The organism is Streptomyces sp. PT12, assembly GCF_003311645.1.
In the GTDB taxonomy this organism is placed as follows: domain Bacteria; phylum Actinomycetota; class Actinomycetes; order Streptomycetales; family Streptomycetaceae; genus Streptomyces.
Genome location: NZ_QEST01000020.1, coordinates 1 through 15,593, shown reverse-complemented (window position 1 = coordinate 15,593; position 15,593 = coordinate 1). Strand labels below are relative to the sequence as shown.

General features: G+C 71.2%; 19 protein-coding genes and 2 pseudogenes. 11 read left to right on the top strand and 10 right to left on the bottom strand.

Translation table 11 applies throughout. The annotated features are described in order from the left end of the window. Positions 1–8: 8 nt before the first annotated feature. From DEH69_RS02480 to DEH69_RS02470, 3 genes are all read left to right on the top strand, one after another. Positions 9–620, top strand: coding sequence for a GNAT family N-acetyltransferase (locus DEH69_RS02480; RefSeq protein ID WP_113685204.1), 612 nt, complete (start codon positions 9–11; stop codon positions 618–620). Between the two features lie 128 nt (positions 621–748). Beyond that, positions 749–1,051, top strand: coding sequence for a DUF4229 domain-containing protein (locus DEH69_RS02475; RefSeq protein WP_113685203.1), 303 nt, complete (start codon positions 749–751; stop codon positions 1,049–1,051). Positions 1,052–1,413: 362 nt separating this feature from the next. Next, the gene (locus DEH69_RS02470; RefSeq protein ID WP_113685202.1) at positions 1,414–2,784 is read left to right on the top strand and encodes a dicarboxylate/amino acid:cation symporter; all 1,371 of its coding nucleotides are present in this window, start codon (positions 1,414–1,416) and stop codon (positions 2,782–2,784) included. Between the two features lie 68 nt (positions 2,785–2,852). Here the strand turns inward: DEH69_RS02470 and DEH69_RS02465 are convergent, their stop codons facing one another. The 3 genes from DEH69_RS02465 to DEH69_RS02455 all read right to left on the bottom strand — a co-directional run bounded on the left by DEH69_RS02465 (position 2,853) and on the right by DEH69_RS02455 (position 4,564). Further along, positions 2,853–3,311: a creatininase family protein gene (locus DEH69_RS02465; RefSeq protein ID WP_113685201.1), complete on the bottom strand. Its 459-nt coding sequence runs from the start codon at positions 3,309–3,311 to the stop codon at positions 2,853–2,855. Positions 3,312–3,480: 169 nt separating this feature from the next. Continuing rightward, positions 3,481–3,681 carry a DUF397 domain-containing protein gene (locus tag DEH69_RS02460; RefSeq protein ID WP_113685220.1) on the bottom strand — a complete coding sequence of 67 codons (201 nt, stop codon included), beginning with the start codon at positions 3,679–3,681 and terminating at the stop codon, positions 3,481–3,483. 10 nt (positions 3,682–3,691) lie between these two features. After that, positions 3,692–4,564 (bottom strand): helix-turn-helix transcriptional regulator, encoded by an 873-nt coding sequence (locus DEH69_RS02455; protein WP_220131162.1) that lies wholly within the window; start codon positions 4,562–4,564, stop codon positions 3,692–3,694. Positions 4,565–4,843: 279 nt separating this feature from the next. Between DEH69_RS02455 and DEH69_RS31220 the strand changes: the two genes are divergently transcribed. The 5 genes from DEH69_RS31220 (at position 4,844) to DEH69_RS02435 (ending at position 9,640) form a co-directional block, all read left to right on the top strand. Then, on the top strand, positions 4,844–4,996 hold the full coding sequence (locus DEH69_RS31220) for a hypothetical protein (RefSeq protein WP_181727217.1): 153 nt from the start codon (positions 4,844–4,846) through the stop codon (positions 4,994–4,996). A gap of 109 nt (positions 4,997–5,105) precedes the next feature. Continuing rightward, positions 5,106–5,387, top strand: a complete 282-nt coding sequence (locus DEH69_RS02450) for a hypothetical protein (RefSeq protein WP_147255342.1) — start codon at positions 5,106–5,108, stop codon at positions 5,385–5,387. 454 nt (positions 5,388–5,841) lie between these two features. Then, complete coding sequence (locus DEH69_RS02445) at positions 5,842–6,729, top strand: helix-turn-helix transcriptional regulator (RefSeq protein ID WP_113685198.1); 888 nt, start codon at positions 5,842–5,844, stop codon at positions 6,727–6,729. 314 nt (positions 6,730–7,043) lie between these two features. After that, positions 7,044–7,496, top strand: coding sequence for an ATP-binding protein (locus DEH69_RS02440; RefSeq protein WP_113685197.1), 453 nt, complete (start codon positions 7,044–7,046; stop codon positions 7,494–7,496). 194 nt (positions 7,497–7,690) lie between these two features. Beyond that, positions 7,691–9,640: a long-chain fatty acid--CoA ligase gene (locus tag DEH69_RS02435; RefSeq protein ID WP_113685196.1), complete on the top strand. Its 1,950-nt coding sequence runs from the start codon at positions 7,691–7,693 to the stop codon at positions 9,638–9,640. Positions 9,641–9,735: 95 nt separating this feature from the next. Here the strand turns inward: DEH69_RS02435 and DEH69_RS02430 are convergent, their stop codons facing one another. Continuing rightward, a complete protein-coding gene (locus DEH69_RS02430; RefSeq protein ID WP_113685195.1) occupies positions 9,736–9,939 on the bottom strand; it encodes a cold-shock protein in 204 nt (67 codons plus the stop codon). 236 nt (positions 9,940–10,175) lie between these two features. Here DEH69_RS02430 and DEH69_RS02425 point away from each other — a divergent pair, with 236 nt between their 5' ends. Beyond that, positions 10,176–11,030 (top strand): menaquinone biosynthetic enzyme MqnA/MqnD family protein, encoded by an 855-nt coding sequence (locus tag DEH69_RS02425; RefSeq protein WP_113685194.1) that lies wholly within the window; start codon positions 10,176–10,178, stop codon positions 11,028–11,030. Between the two features lie 54 nt (positions 11,031–11,084). Here DEH69_RS02425 and DEH69_RS30895 read toward each other — a convergent pair whose 3' ends face one another. Further along, positions 11,085–11,279, bottom strand: coding sequence for a hypothetical protein (locus DEH69_RS30895; protein WP_147255340.1), 195 nt, complete (start codon positions 11,277–11,279; stop codon positions 11,085–11,087). 110 nt (positions 11,280–11,389) lie between these two features. On the opposite strand from DEH69_RS30895, the gene mqnC reads away from it, so the two are divergent. Then, on the top strand, positions 11,390–12,583 hold the full coding sequence (gene mqnC, locus DEH69_RS02420) for a cyclic dehypoxanthinyl futalosine synthase (RefSeq protein WP_113685219.1): 1,194 nt from the start codon (positions 11,390–11,392) through the stop codon (positions 12,581–12,583). A 53-nt stretch (positions 12,584–12,636) separates the two neighbouring features. Here the strand turns inward: mqnC and DEH69_RS02415 are convergent. Both DEH69_RS02415 and DEH69_RS02410 read right to left on the bottom strand, forming a co-directional pair. Further along, positions 12,637–13,209 (bottom strand): annotated as a pseudogene (locus DEH69_RS02415) (hypothetical protein); the annotation flags it as partial. A gap of 229 nt (positions 13,210–13,438) precedes the next feature. Next, on the bottom strand, positions 13,439–13,798 hold the full coding sequence (locus tag DEH69_RS02410) for a hypothetical protein (protein ID WP_113685192.1): 360 nt from the start codon (positions 13,796–13,798) through the stop codon (positions 13,439–13,441). A gap of 94 nt (positions 13,799–13,892) precedes the next feature. On the opposite strand from DEH69_RS02410, the gene DEH69_RS02405 reads away from it, so the two are divergent. Continuing rightward, positions 13,893–14,588, top strand: a complete 696-nt coding sequence (locus DEH69_RS02405) for a demethylmenaquinone methyltransferase (protein ID WP_113685191.1) — start codon at positions 13,893–13,895, stop codon at positions 14,586–14,588. Between the two features lie 256 nt (positions 14,589–14,844). Here the strand turns inward: DEH69_RS02405 and DEH69_RS02400 are convergent, their stop codons facing one another. From DEH69_RS02400 to DEH69_RS02395, 3 genes and pseudogenes are all read right to left on the bottom strand, one after another. Then, on the bottom strand, positions 14,845–15,042 hold the full coding sequence (locus DEH69_RS02400; protein WP_113685190.1) for a hypothetical protein: 198 nt from the start codon (positions 15,040–15,042) through the stop codon (positions 14,845–14,847). Continuing rightward, positions 15,039–15,200, bottom strand: coding sequence for a hypothetical protein (locus DEH69_RS31215; protein WP_181727216.1), 162 nt, complete (start codon positions 15,198–15,200; stop codon positions 15,039–15,041). Before DEH69_RS31215 ends, DEH69_RS02400 begins: the two co-directional genes overlap by 4 nt. Before the next feature lie 95 nt (positions 15,201–15,295). After that, a pseudogene (locus DEH69_RS02395) lies at positions 15,296–15,593 on the bottom strand (hypothetical protein); the annotation flags it as partial.

Here is a 15,593-nt window from a genome sequence, read left to right as displayed (position 1 = left end):
GCCACGCCATGAACGACACGCGCACCGCGGCCCCGCGCCCCGACCTCGGGCTCCGCTATGTCCTCGACCCCGCCGTCACCCCCGCCCTGGTGGACGGGCTCGCCGCCCTGTGGGCCGACGTGGTCAACGCCGGTGGCGCGGTCGGCTTCCTGCCGGGGGTCACGCGCGACGACGTCAAGGCCGACCTGCGCAAGCACCTCATCGGGATGGCCGAGGGCACCACGCGGCTGCTGATCGGGACGAGCGAGCGCGGGCGGCCCGTCGCCACCGCGTTCTTCTCCCTCAACACCCACCGGCTGATGCGGCACTGGGTGTGGCTCAAGACCGTGATGGTCCACCCCGAGCGGCAGGGCCGCGGCACCGGCAGGGAGCTGATGGCCGCCGCGTCGGCCGCCGCCCGCTCCATCGACCCGGGGATCGCCGGGATACGGCTCACATGCCGGGGCGGCCTCGGCCTCGAACGGTTCTACGCCGCGTGCGGCTACCGCGAGGTCGGCCGGGTCCCCGGCGCGATCAAGGTCGACGGCGGTGAGCTGCGCGACGACGTCACGATGTGGCTGCCGCTCACACCCCGCGCGCCGGGCGCGCCCTCCGAGCCCTCCGCGCCGGGCGCGGACTGACCGGGGGCCCTCCGCGCCGGGCGCGGACTGACCGGGGCGCCGGGCGGGAGGCGTTCCGCCCTGTGCTTCACTGGAACGGACTTCACGGGCAGGCACGGACTTCGGGCTCCGAGCGAGGAGGGAACGACATGGCAGGCGGCGGCTTCATCGACCAGCACCCGACGCTCCGCTACACGGGGATGCGCCTTGGCATCTTCGCGGCGTGCTTTGTCGTCATCGCCGTCCTCGCCTATGTCGGCGTGCTCCCCGAGTCGTTCGGCACCGCGAACCCCCTGTGGCTCGCGCTGCTCTCCATCGTCGTCTCCGCCCCGATCAGCCTGGTGGTGCTGAGGCCGCAGCGCGAGGCGATGTCCCGGCAGGTCGCCGCGGGCGTGGACCGGGCCAGGGGAAGGCTCGACGCGAACCGCGCCATGGAGGACGACGCGGCCTGAACCCCCGCGTCACCGGGTGATTCCCCTCACAGCGGCCTGAACGCCCTCCCCCGGGGAATCGTTGTCCACGGGGGCGTGTTGGGCCCCGAAGAGGTCTCGCATCGGCCGATGACGCGTCACGTGAGGGGTGCTACCGTGCTCGACATGTACACAGCAGCCGCGCGCCCTCGCATCCTCGCGAGCGTTCCGCTCGTGGCGCGCCTGCATGTCGACCTCTGCCGCTGCCTGAGCGCGGCCTGTCGCTGACCAACCCGCTCTCCCCAGCCGTTCAGCGCCTGTCCGCGCGCCCGCTCACGCGTCGGCGCGCCCCGTTCACCGTGCCCCTTCCTCCCGACCCATGACCTCTTGACCGGAGTGTGCCCGTGTCCTCGTCCCCCTCCTCCCCTGCCTCGCCCCCGGAGCCGGACGCCCCGCCCGCGGCGGCGCCGCGCCCCCGCATAACCCTGCCGCCGTTCTGGGCCCAGATACTCCTCGGCCTCGCGCTCGGTGCGCTCCTCGGCTGGATCGCCCGCAACTGGAACGTCGACTGGCTCGGCCGCACGCTGGACGAGATCGGCGGCATCTTTGTGCAGCTCCTCCAGCTGGCCGTCGGCCCGCTGGTCTTCTTCGCCATCGCGGTGTCGATCACCAACCTCCGCGACGTGGCCAACGCAGCCCGCCTCGCCGCCCACACGCTGCTGTGGTTCCTGGCCACCTCGCTCATCGCCGTGGCCATCGGCCTGACCATCGGCCTGCTGACCAACCCTGGCGACGGCACCGGGCTCACCCCCGCCGACGGCGCCCTCCCGCAGAGCGAGGGCTCCTGGCTCGACTTCCTCACCGGGATCATCCCCACCGATGTGATCTCGCCGTTCGCCAACCTGGAAGTCCTCCAGATCGTCTTCCTCGCCGCCGTCACCGGCGTGGCCGCGCTCCGCATCGGCGACCGCGCCGCCCCGCTGATCAGCTTCGGCGAGACCGTGCTCGAACTGCTCCAGAAGGCGCTGTGGTGGGTCATCCGCCTCGCCCCGCTCGGCACCCTTGGCCTGATCGGCCGCTCGATCAACGAGTACGGCTGGGACCTGCTCGGCGACTACGCCACGTTCACCGCCGGGGTCTACATCGGCTGCGCGCTGGTGCTGTTCGGCGTCTACCCGCTGCTGCTGCGCTCGGCCGCCGGGCTCAACCCCCTGCGGTTCTTCCGCGGCGCGTGGCCCGCGATCCAGCTGGCGTTCGTCTCCCGCTCCTCGGTCGGCACGCTGCCCGTCACGACCAAGGTCACCGAGCGCCTCGGCGTGCCGCGCGAGTACAACTCCTTCGCGGTCCCGCTGGGCGCGACCACCAAGATGGACGGCTGCGCCGCCATCTACCCGGCGCTGGCCGCGATCTTCGTGGCGGAGATCTTCGATGTCAGCCTCGGCGTGCAGGACTATGTGCTGATCGCGTTCGTCTCGGTGATCGGCTCCGCGGCCACCGCGGGCCTGACCGGCGCGACGATCATGACCACGCTGACCCTCTCCACCCTGGGCCTCCCGCTCGAGGGCGTGGGCCTGCTGCTGGCGATCGACCCGATCCTTGACATGATCCGCACGGCGACCAACGTCGCAGGGCAGGCCGTCGTGCCCGTGATCGTCGCGGCGCGCGAGAAGATCCTCGACCTGGACGCCTACAACAGCGCGACCAGCTTCGAGATCGACGAGGCCGAGACCGCGCCGCGGCGCGAGGAGGCCGAGGAGGCCAAGGCGGCCACATAGCGATGGGAATACCCCGGCCCGCTGACCTCATCGCGGGCCGGGGCTCTCGTCCTGCTGCTGTCCGTCGCCTATACGGCGCTGATCAGCGCGAGGTGGGCGCGGGCCGACTCCGAGAAGCTGTCCAGGAGCGCCTGGCCCTTGGCGGCGGTGGCGAGGGACGGCTGGCCGATGATGCCATTGGCCGTGTATCCGGCCATGCCCAGGGTGAGAAGGTGCGGCCGGTCCGGTGCCGAGTGGTCCTCGTCCGCGATGCCCACGCCGACCATGGCGTAGAGAGTGCTGGCGCTGACGCTAACCGTTCCTGCCATCTGGGCGTGCTCGTGCGAGCACGACATGGTGATCGGTGGCAGGAGGAACAAACCGTGGTCGTCGGCGATGCGACGCGCCACAAGACAGGCGATGAGAGTGTCGGTGATCAGTGGCAGGTGCTCGCCGTGCTGCTCGAAACTCCCCACCGGTAGAACGGCGACAGCAGGGGCTCTGCGGCGCTCGTCACCGGAAGTGGCGTGAGTTATCAAGTCGTCCATGGCGAGCTCGATCCAGCAGTGAGTCGGCGCGCCCGTCCGCCGCCCCCGTTCACCGCGCCCTCGATGGCGCTGTGAACGGGGGCGCCGTTTGTCGTTCGCCGCTCTACGTGCATCGACCCCACCCTCACCGCCGAGCCCTGCCACGCCCAGGCAGCAGGGCTCCAGAGGATCACTTGGAGAACTCGCCGCCCTTGACGGCGTCGATGAACGTTGCCCAGCCATTCGCCGGAACAGCGAGCAAAGGGCCACCGACAGTCTTGCTGTCCCGGACCGGGACAACACCTATGATGCCGTCGGCCACCTCGACGCACTCGCCGTTGCCACTGCTGTAGCTGCTTCTACGCCAGTTGGCGCCGTCGAGTTCGCGCATGTCCACGTGGTCACACCTCCCATTTCTTCGCGTTGTCGCTCAGTGTAACGATCAGCCTATGAGTGTCATCAGGACTGAGCGCTTGGGCCATCAGGTGGTCAAACATCCCGCTGTATCTCCGCACCTCAACCTCTGTTTCGAGGAAGAACTCTCCGGCCATCGAGTCCACGTAGATGATCTCCGGCTCCTCGCGGTCCGCGAAGACCAAGAGAGCAAAGCTGCCTGCCATGCCCGGGTGAGCCCCAGCAGCGAACGGGATCACCTGAAGCCTGATGTGAGGTTGTTGACTTGCGTCCAACAGGTGTTGCATCTGTGCGCGCATGACCGCCGGTCCGCCGACGGCACGGTGTAGGGCCGCTTCGTCCATGGTCGCCCAAAGCCGCAACGGGCGCTCCCCCGCGAGCGTTGCTTGTCGCTCGATCCGGGCTCGCACCCGCGCCTCGACCTCGTCCGTTGTCGCCAGAGGCAGTGTCCCCCTGATGACGGCTCGGGCATAGTCCTCGGTTTGCAGTAGACCAGGGATGAAAAGTGACTGGTAGTTGCGGACCTCCCAAGCCTCGGACTCGAAGCTGATGAAGGTCGTGTACTCCTCGGGCAGTTCGCCGTGATACGGGCGTAGCCAGCCCTGTTGGCTGGCCCCCTGCGACATGGCGATGATCTCCCCACGGTGCGGTTCGTTGACGCCGTACAGGTCAAGCAGCGCCATCAGCGTGCGCTTCTGCGGTCGCGCCTGAACACCCTCAATCCGGTACAAGGTCGTGCCGTTGATACCAGTTCGCTCCGTCACGTCCTCTCGGGTCATGCCTGATTCGGCGCGCAGCCGACGAAGCTCGGCCGCAAGTCGCCGCAGGCGAACGGTGGGGATCTTGCGCTTCTGGGCCACGCCTACGCCTCTCATCGCTCCTGGGGACGGCCCGAGTCTGACCGTCGACCCCTGCCCGCGCAAGCTACGCATATCCATAGGATGCAATCCTTGCGAACTCACCTCTTGCGTTAGGCGATTCGCCAAGTGCATCCTAGTCCCTACCGGTTGCTCGGTGTGCCACGCCGGTCACGGCTGGTGCTGCTTGACGCTGCGTCAATCTGCTCCACCGCTGCCCATGGGCACGCACGCCTCAGGTAACCGGCCGCAAGCAACACGAGCAGCGGCAGGTGAAACCCCATGAACACGCAGGACCAGGCCACGCCCCCTCACGACGAGGCGGACGAGGGCGAGAGTCGGGCCGCCGTTCTCACCTCGGAAGAACTCGCCGTGCGATGGGCCGAGTTGAACAAGCAGATCGACGCACACCTTGAGGAGCTGAGGCGTAAGTGACGCTGCTGCGGGACGAAAATGATCACGGAATACGCACCAGCGAGATCGTCGCGCAGGTCGTCGTGGGCTGCGGACTTGTGGTCACCATCGCGCTGGCGGTGATGGCGCGATGAATCCCAGCGGGATGGTGGCGATCGAGATCACCGCGGCCACGGTCAGGCGAGGTGACCAGCTGGTCGTTGGCGGACGGCCTTACACGGTGTGCGACATGAGCGCGCTGGCAAGCGGGGGCAAGCTGCTGCACTTCCACGGGGGCGAGTCGTTCCACATGGGCTGCTTCACGGTGCTGTGGGCCAGCCGCCACATCTCCCAGCTCCCCGGCTTCATCGCCCCCCGCTCCAGACGCTACGAGAGAACGCGCCACCAGCCCACCGCGCGGGAACAGAGGTAGACGACTGTGAACCCGCTGAACGCCGGGGCGAGCGGCCTCCGAGGCTTTACGCGGCCACGTTGGGGCGAGCCTCTACGAGCGGGGGGCTCATCGGGCTCAACCGCGGGCAGGCCAGGAGCCCGCCCGCCGCATCTGGCCGACCGCGTGCGCGGCCATCCTTGATCTCCCCTGCCGTCGTCTGTGCGGCTGTCCCGCTGGGGACGGTGCGGTCCGGACGGCGGCAGGGGCTCCACCCCGCCTGGGTGGCTGGCCTGGGCGGCCCGCCCCCGGCGCGGCGCTCGACTCCCCTTGCGGGCGCCCCCGGGGGCATCCGGCCCGGCACCCACTGCCTGGGGTGCCAGGGCCACCCCGCCCGCCCTTCGGGCGCACGCCGAGGGGTGGGCGGGCCACCATCCACGTCCGGTGCTCAACGAGACGACTACGGATACGACATTGAGTGAGGGAAGGGGTTTTCATGGGGGAAGCGATGCCGGGGTCGACCGTTCCGAGGCGCCAGCTCGGGCGGCATCTGCGGGAGTTGCGTACCGACGCGCGGCTGACGCTCAAGCTGGCGGCGAGGAAGCTGGAATGGTCGGAGGCGAAGATGTGGCGGATCGAGTCGGGGCTCACCTCAATGCGCGGCCATGACGTCCGGACCATGTGCGGGATCTATGGCGCGCCGGAGGAGGTCACCGAGGCGCTGGTGGGTCTGGCGAGGGAGAGCAAGGCCCGGGGCTGGTGGCACGCCTACGGAGACACGATTCCGGAGGGGTTCGACGTCTTCAGCAGCCTGGAGGGTGCCGCCTCCCGGATGTCGATCTATCGCGGGGACGTGGTGCCCGGGCTCTTCCAGACCGAGGAGTACGCACGGATCACCCTCCGGGCGGCTCATCCCGACGCGGATGAGGAGGAGGTTGAGCGCCGGGTGCGTCTGAGGATGGCGCGCCAGAGCCTGGTCACCCGGGTGACCGCCCCACCCCGGCTGCGGGTGGTGCTGGACGAAGCGCTGCTGCGCCGTCCGGTCGGCGCGGGCACCGTGATGGCGGGACAGCTGCGTCACCTGGCCGAGGTGTCGAAGCGGGACAATGTGGAGATCCGGGTGGTCCCGACGGACGCCGGGGCCCACTGGGGCCTGCTCACCAGGTCGTTCACCATCCTGCGGTTCCCGCAGGGCGGCGAAGGCAAGGAGACCGAGCCACCCACCGTCTACGCCGACAGGTACACCGGTGACCTCTATCTCAACCGGCCGGACGAGATCGCGCGGTACGACGCGGCGTTCGCCGGTATGCGGGACACGTCGCTGAGCGTGGAGGCGTCCAGGAGCCTCCTCGCGGAACTGGCAGGAACCCACGAGCGGGGCTGATGTGTCGGCAGCGGCGGGGATCGGATACGACGATCGGCGCGTCCGCGCCCTGGCCGACGCCGGGGCGCGCGGGGCGCGCGGGGCGCGCGGGGCGCGTCGGGCGCCGGGGGGCGTACGGCAGCGCGCGGGGGGCTCGGGCCGCTGACCTGGCCCGCGACGCGCCCGCGTGGGCATCGAGTGAAGGCGCCCGCGCGGGGGGCGCACCCCTCGTGCGCCCCATGACACCCCTGTGTGTCCGCGTGAACCCCCTCGTGAACGTTTCGCGAGTGCCCCCGTTGGCTCTTGACTGGAAGCCTCGACAGGGGGAGGAGCCGATGACATCACCGGACACGCGGGTCGAGCCCGCGGCCCACCGCGTGCGCTCGGTGTCGGTGCTCGCGGACCATCCGGGGGCGGCGTCCGCGGCGCGGCGGGCGGCGCGGCGCGCGCTGGTGGAGTGGGGGCTCGCGCGGCTCGTCGACGATGTGGAGCTGGTCGTCTCGGAGTTGGTGGGCAACGTCGTGCAGCACGCCAAGGGGGTGCCGGGGGAGCGGGTGGCGGTCCTGGCGCTGCGCACGTCGCCGGAGTGGCTGATCGTCGAGGTCTCCGACCAGGACCCCACCCCGCCCACGCTGCCCGCGGCCCAGCTGCCGCTCTCGGACAGCGGGCGCGGCCTCTTCATCGTGCGGGCGCTCGCGGACGCCACGTGGTGGGCGCCGCGCGAGCCCGGTGGCAAGAGCGTGCTGTGCCGCTTCGACCTCGACGAGAGGCCGCTCCCCGCCCTGTGACCCGCGCGGCTCTGAAACGTTCCCGCGTCACGGCTCGGGCGTTTTCCGGTCACGGCGCGGTCTCGGGGATCGGGCGCGAAATCACCGTCGGCGGCTTTCCGGTGACGTTCCGGGGGATCCGCATGTCAACGGCCTTGCCAGCGGGCAGAATTCGTGGGAACCCCCACGTCACGCCGCATCGGGAGGCCCCCCTGATGGCACGCACCAGGACCGATGCCCCGGCACCAGCGCCGAGGCTGCTCCGACCCGAGCTCTTCCGCGAAAACGGGGTGGTCACCGGCGCGTTCGTCCCTCAGGCCGCCCCGGCCGTCACCCAGGGCAGCCTGGCGGACCTGCCGTTCATCAACGCCTACGAGGCGCCGGACCAGATCATTCTCAGCCGCCGCAACAGGGACGGCACATGGCGCGATATCACCTGTGCGGAGTTCGCCGCCGAGGTGGTGGCCGTCGCCAAGGGCCTCATCGCGCACGGGCTGCGGCCCGGCGACCGGCTGGCCATCATGTCCCGCACGCGGTACGAGTGGACGCTCCTCGACTTCGCCGCCTGGGCCGCGGGGCTGATCACCGTCCCCCTCTACCCCACGTCGCCCGCGTGGCAGGTCAGCCGCGTGCTGCGCGACTCGGGCGCGCGGGCGTGCGCCGTCGAGGGCGTGGAGGAGGCGCGCACGCTCAGCGCCGTGCGCCACGACCTGCCGGGTCTTGAGCACCTGTGGCAGCTGACCGCCATCGCGGGCGACGAACGCGGCCCCATCGGCCAGATCTCCGCCGCGGGCCGCGACGTCTCCGACGCCGCGGTCACCGAGCGGCGCGGCCTGCTCGACCCATGGCGGGCCGCCACCCTCGTCTACACGTCGGGCACCACGGGCGCGCCCAAGGGCTGCGTGCTCACCCATGGCAACCTCTTCGCCGAGGTGGACAGCGCCCTTGAGGCGCTGGCCCCGGTCTTCACCCCCGACGAGAACGGCTCGCCGCCTGCCACGCTGCTGTTCCTGCCGCTCGCCCACGTGCTGGGCCGCGTGGTCGCGATCGGCTGCCTGCGCGCCCGGGTGCGCCTGGGCCACGCGCCGAGCACGCGCACCGACGACCTGCTGGCCGACCTGGCGGGCTTCGGGCCGACGTTCCTGTTCGCGATCCCGCACCTGCTGGAGAAGGTGTTCAGCAGCGGGCGGGCCGACGCCGAGCGCTCGGGCAGGGTCGGCGCGTTCGACCGCGCGGCGCGCGTGGCCCGCAGGTTCGGCGCCGCCGAGGAGGCCAGGCGGCATGGCGCGGCGGCGGGCCCGGGGCTCGGGCTGCGGGCGGCGCGTTCGCTCTACGACCCGCTGGTCTACCGGCGCATCAGGGCGGCGTTCGGCGGCAACCTCCGCCATGTGGTCAGCGGGGGCTCGCCGTTGGGGCGGCGCCTGGGCACGTTCTTCGAGGGCGCGGGCGTGTCCGTGCACGAGGGCTATGGCCTCACCGAGACCAGCGCCTCGGTCACCGTCACCCAGCCGGGCGCCCCGCGCCTCGGCACCGTCGGCTGGCCGCTGCCGGGCACCGAGGTGGGGATCGCGGACGACGGCGAGGTGCTGGTGCGCGGCGCCCAGGTGTTCGGCGGGTACTGGGACGCCGACCGGCGCGCGGTCGTCCCGGCCACGGTCGGGGACGGCTGGCTGGCCACGGGCGACCTGGGGGCGCTCGACGACGACGGCTATCTCACGATCGCCGGGCGCCGCGACGACATGATCACCACCGCGCGCGGCCTCACCGTGGCGCCAGGCCCGCTTGAGGACGCGGTCCGCTCCCACCCGCTGGTCAGCCACTGCGTGGTCGCGGGCCACCGCCGCCCGTACCTCACGGCGTTGATCACCCTGGACCGCAGGGCGCTCGCGCACTGGCGCGACACCGCGGAGCGCCGGCGCACGCCCATGGACGAGCTGGTCGACGACCCGGATGTGCTGCGCCAGCTCCAGCGCGCGGTCGACGAGGCCAACGCCCTTGCCCCATCGGCCGACGGCATCCGCCGCTTCCGGGTCCTGGCGCGCGACCTCTCCGAGGCCAGGGGCCACCTCACGCCCTCGCGCGAGCTGCGCAGGGCCGAGGTCATGAACGCCTTCGCCGATGAGATCCACGCGCTCTACGCCGACGACGACGCCGACCACGCCTAGGCGGCGCGCGTCCGGGACAACGCCGAGGCCCCCGCCCTCGAAGGGGCGGGGGCCTGGCGGTGATCAGGGCCGACGGCCTGTCCTAGCTGGTGGCTTCAGACGACCGTGACGTTCTCGGCCTGGGGGCCCTTGGGCCCCTGGGTGACGTCGAAGGTCACGGTCTGGCTCTCCTCAAGAGAGCGGAAACCGGTGGCGTTGATCGCGGAGTAGTGAACGAAGACATCGGGGCCGCCGCCATCCTGGGCGATGAAACCAAAGCCCTTCTCGGCGTTGAACCACTTGACGGTTCCGGTAGCCATAAGCCCTCCTTGGGCCCAAAAAAGGGTCGCCCTGCTCCAGAACCCGCATATGAAGCCTGAAAACGACGAAAGCCCGCGGTCACATGCTCCGCAGGCTCGTACTGCAAGGGAAACCAAACTGCAACTCGCCGCGAGCCTAGCACGGGGGGTGCACGGCCGGAAGGGCGGAGATCACCCGCCAGGATGACCCTTCCCTGACCGGCTCGCCGCACGGCCCGAGGCGTACCCTCCCAAGCGTGACAACACACCACAGGTCCCGCCCCCGTGTCGGCCACATCCAGTTCCTCAACTGCCTGCCCCTCTACTGGGGCCTGGCCCGCAGCGGCAGCCTGCTCGACCTGGAGCTGACCAAGGACACTCCCGAGCGGCTCGGCGAGCGACTGGTCAGTGGTGAGCTGGACATCGGCCCGGTGTCGCTGGTCGACTACCTGAGGCATGCCGACGACCTGGTGGCGCTCTCCGACATCGCCGTCGGCTGCGACGGCCCCGTGATGTCCTGCATGATCGTCTCGCAGCGCCCGCTCGCGGCCCTCGACGGGGCGCGGGTCGCGCTCGGCTCCACGTCGCGCACCTCCGTGCGCCTGGCCAGGCTGCTGCTGGACGAGCGCCACGGCGTCGCCCCCTCCTACTTCACGTGCCCCCCCGACCTCGGCCTGATGATGCAGGAGGCCGAGGCGGCCGTGCTCATCGGCGACGCCGCGCTGCGCGCCTCGCTGCACGACGCGCCCCGCCTCGGCCTCGAGGTCCACGACCTGGGCGCGATGTGGAAGGAGTGGACGGGGCTGCCGTTTGTCTTCGCCGTCTGGGGCGTGCGCCGCGCGTATCTGGAACGCGAGCCCGAGACGGTGCGCGAGGTGCACGCCGCGTTCCTCGAGTCCCGCGACCTGTCGGTGGCCGAGGCGGGCAAGGTGGCCGAACAGGCCGCCCGCTGGGAGGACTTCGACGCCGAGGTGCTGGAGCGCTACTTCACCACGCTCGACTTCCGCCTGGGGGCGCGCCAGCTGGAGGGCATCGCCGCGTTCGCCGACCGCATCGGCGTGGCCGACCAGGCGGGGCGCGTGCGGCTGCTCGATCCCCCGGGGGCGCGCTGATGGAGCCGCTGACCGCCGACGACCCCGTGCGGGTGGGCGCGTATCGCGTGCTGCTCAGGCTGGGGCAGGGGGGATGGGCCGGGTGTACCTGGGGCGCAGCGCGGGCGTCGTGACGTTCGACGCCAGGGTGGACGACGCCAGGGTGGACGACGCCAGGGTGGACAACGACGCGTCCACGGGCGGCGCGCCAACTGCGCGCAGGAGCCGTTCACCGTGGTGCTCAGCCAGCGCGGCGAGACCCTGCACCACGTCAGCGACTCCTCGGGGAACCTGACCAGTGAGATGACCCGCGCCGGCTGAGGGGCGGTGACGTACGCTGGTTCGCGCCGCTGTGAGAAGGGAATCCGCCGATGGGCTCGATGGGGCGGAGCGCTGAGCTCCGGAGCGTGCTTGACCGTGCCGCCGAGGGCGGCAGGATCAGCGAGGAGGAGGCGCTCGAGCTCTACCGCTCCGCGCCGTTGCACGCGCTGGGGCGGGCCGCCGACGCGGTGCGCCGCAGGCGGTACGCCGGGACCGAGCACATCGCGACGTACATCATCGAGCGCAACATCAACTACACCAACGCCTGCGTGACGGCCTGCAAGTTCTGCGCGTTCTACGCCCCGCCCAAGAGCGAGAAGGTGTGGACGCGGGACCTGGACGACATCCTGCGGCGCTGCGCCGAGACGGTGGAGCTGGGCGGCACCCAGATCATGTTCCAGGGCGGCCACCACCCCGACTACGGCGTGGAGTACTACGAGCGCCACTTCGCCGCGATCAAGCGGGAGTTCCCCCAGCTGGTGATCCACTCCCTCGGCGCGTCCGAGGTCGAGCACATGGCGCGGATCTCGGGGGTGAGCGCCGAGGAGGCGATCACGCGCATCCACGCGGCGGGCCTCGACTCGTTCGCCGGGGCGGGGGCCGAGCTGCTGCCCGCCCGCGCGCGGCAGGCCATCGCGCCGCTGAAGGAGTCGGGCGAGCGCTGGCTTGAGATCATGGAGACGGCGCACCGGCTCGGCGTCGAGTCCACATCGACCATGCTCATGGGCACGGGCGAGACCAACGCCGAGCGGATCGAGCACCTGCGGATGATCCGCGACGTGCAGGACCGCACGGGCGGGTTCAGGGCGTTCATCCCGTACACCTACCAGCCGGAGAACAACCACCTGAGGGGCCGCACCCAGGCGACCCTCTTCGAGTACCTGCGGATCATCGCCGTGGCGCGGCTCTTCCTCGACAACGTCGCACACATCCAGGGCTCGTGGCTGACCACGGGCAAGGAGGTCGGCCAGCTGTCGCTGCACTACGGCGCGGACGACCTGGGCTCGGTGATGCTGGAGGAGAACGTCGTCTCGTCGGCGGGCGCCAGGCACCGCTCGAACCGCATGGAGCTGCTGCACCTCATCCGCGCGGCCGGGCGCGTCCCGGCGCAGCGCGCCACGACGTACGAGCACCTGGTGGTGCACGAGGACCCGGCGCTCGACCCGGTGGACGACCGGGTGGTGTCGCACCTGTCGTCGACGGCGATCGAGGGCGGCACGGCCCACCCCGAGCTGAACCTCATCCAGTCGTAGCTCACCCGGTCGTCGGTCGGCGCCCCCGCTCGACCGCCTCACTCGAAGAGGGCGAGGAAGAACTGCCGCAGGAAGAAGACCGCGAAGGGCGTCATGAGGAAGAACGGCGCGACGACGCCCGGGTCGGTGTTGATCAGGTCGAGGTTCTTGATCAGCAGGAAGTTGGGCAGCATCGTGAACACCGGTGGCACCATGAGCGCGGTGACAAACGCGAAGAACACCTTGTCGCGGCCTGGCCAGCGCAGCCGGGCGAACGCGTAGGCGGCGAGCGCGCTGAAGAAGACCTGCCCGGCGGTGATGAGCGTGGAGACGATCACCGAGTTCCGCAGATACCCCCAGAACGCCATCGACGCGCCCGAGCCGCCCTCGGCCTGGGCCTCCTCGGTGCTCGCGGTGCCGAGCACCCGCTCAAGCGAGCCCCAGGTGAAGTCGACGGGCAGCGGCGAGTCAGGGGCGGTGAACAGCAGGGAGTTCCAGAAGACGTCGTCCTCGACGAGCCCGCGGTAGTTGTCGAGCCCGGAGAACTCGGGGGCGCTCAGCAGGTCGTAGTCGGTGAAGCTCAGATAGAGGCCGCGCAGCGTGGGCCAGGCGTAGAACGCGAGGAAGCCGAGGAGCGTGGGCGCCAGGAAGACGAGGGTGACTCCGGCCTCCTTGCGGCGCCAGGTGGGGTCTCGTTGCGTCGGGGTATGCCACCGGCGACCGCCACGACACGCACCTCCTTGTGCCAACCCTCTCGGGGATGTTGAGTCGTGAGCGGAAATGCTTCCCATCGCTCATCCCTCGTCAAGGCGGTGGGAAGAGGGCCTTACCGCAGCGTTATCCCGGCTGGCATCCCCGTGGCGCGCCGTCGCGGCGTCAGCTCAGGGCGACCGGGAGGCCGCCGAGCAGGCTCTGCGCCGTCGCCCCCGGCAGCTCGCCGAGGGACGCGCCGTCGCTGAGCGGACCCGTGACCAACTCCGTGCTCAGCGGCGGGAAGTCGGCGACGGCTGTCCCCACGGAGTTGTCGAGCAGGTCGGCCGTGGTGTTGGCCAGCGGGTAGAGGTGGAGGTCGAACGCCGGGCTGATCGCGGCGTCCAGGGAGTCGGCGACCACAGGAAGCGTGGACGCCACGCCGTCCTGCGCGGGGGCCTGCTGGGCCGACGCGGCGCCAGCGGCGGCCAGCGCGGCGCCGGTGGCCGCCGTCGTGGTGAGGAGGACACGGGAGAGATGGGTCATGCCACGCACGGTAGTTGCTCGGGCGCGCGGGGTTCACGCGGGGAGCGGGGATGTCCCCCGAACGGGGCAGCGGGCCATCGGCGAGAATGACACGGTGACTCGTGCCTCCCTCGACAAGAAGCCCCGCGACGTGGCCGCCATGTTCGACGCCGTGGCGGCGCGTTACGACCTCACCAACGACGTGCTCGCCCTCGGCCAGAACCGCAGGTGGCGCACCGCCGTGGCCCGAGCGGTGGCGGCCCGCCCCGGCGAGCGGGTGCTCGACCTGGCGGCGGGCACGGGCACGTCGTCCCAGCCGTTCGCCGACGCGGGCGCGTTCACCGTGCCGTGCGACTTCAGCCTCGGCATGCTCGCCGAGGGCAAACGCCGCACGCCCTGGCTGCCGTTCACCGCGGGGGACGCCACGCGGCTGCCGTTCGCCGACGGGGTCTTCGACGCCGTCACCATCTCCTTCGGCCTGCGCAACGTCCAGGACACCGGCGCCGCGCTGCGCGAGATGCTGCGCGTGACCGCGCCGGGCGGGCGCCTCGTGGTGTGCGAGTTCAGCCACCCGACGTGGGCGCCGTTCCGCACCGTCTACACCGAGTACCTGATGCGGGCGCTGCCCGCCGTCGCCACGCGCGTCTCCAGCAGCCCCGACGCCTATGTCTACCTCGCCGAGTCGATCCGCGCGTGGCCCGGCCAGGCCGAGCTCGCGGGCGCGCTCGGCGAGGCGGGCTGGCGCCGCGTGGCCTGGCGCAACCTGTCGGGCGGCATCGTGGCCCTCCACCGCGGGGTCAGGGGCCGCTAGCGTCTGTGGTGAAAGTCCCGCCTGCCTTCGTCGGGGGGGTGCGGCGGCTCGGGTTTCGCGGTGGGCGCTCCCGGTCCGGGGTGGATGACGCGGTGGCGCGTGGCCCGGCCCGGGTGGATGGTCGGCCGGGGGCGACGCGGGTCCGAAGTTGGCGGCCCTCGGCCGCCCTCGGCCGGGCATGCGGCCTTGCGGGCGACGGCAGGGGGGTTCAGGGGTGGCCGCGCACGCGGTCGGCCAGGTGGGCGGGGCGGTCGCGTTACAGGCGGCGCACGCAGTGGGGGCAGGCGTAGGCGGGTGCGGTGGCGATGCCGTTCGGCCCTGCGATGGAGACGGGTCCGATCCAGACCACGGGCTGAAGGGTCTCGGGGTCGCAGCCGAGCCAGCAGCGGCCGTTGACGGGTTGGTCGTTGCCCCGGTCGGGGTCGCGGAGGGAGAGGTCGATCGCGCCGTTCACCGTCGGGCGGCCTCTCGCAGCCGCGCCACGGCGGTGCGGGTGGCGTGCCGCTGGTCGGCGTCGAGTGTGCGGTCCTTCGTGCGGGCAATGGCGGCCAGCAGCCGTCCGATCGGCGCGGCGAGCACGGGGGACTCGCCCAACGGCGCGAGCGTGGCCATCAGTTCACCGGGAACGATGTCCGGGTACGTCAGCCGCGCCCCGTTGTGGCGCAGCGGGTGGAAGGTGAACGGGATCAGCCGTTCGCTGATGCTCTCTACCCGGAACGCGTGTGATGCAGCAGGAGCAGCGCCGCGGTGGTGTTCGCCGCGCGAATCTCCCCTCGGGAGATCAACGTTGGTATATCCGCCAGCGGCACCCACTCACGGCGCTCGGACTCGATCGCATCAGCCGGTTCGCCGACATACTCAGCCCCTTCGCAATACTCAGCCCCTTCGCACCAGTACACGCGGTGGCGAGCGTCGCTGAACCCGTTCGACGGCTCGACGGTGATGAGGTGGGCCTGCATGGCGTGCAAGTCGGTCGCGAGTGCGGGCGAGATGTGTGCTCCCGCC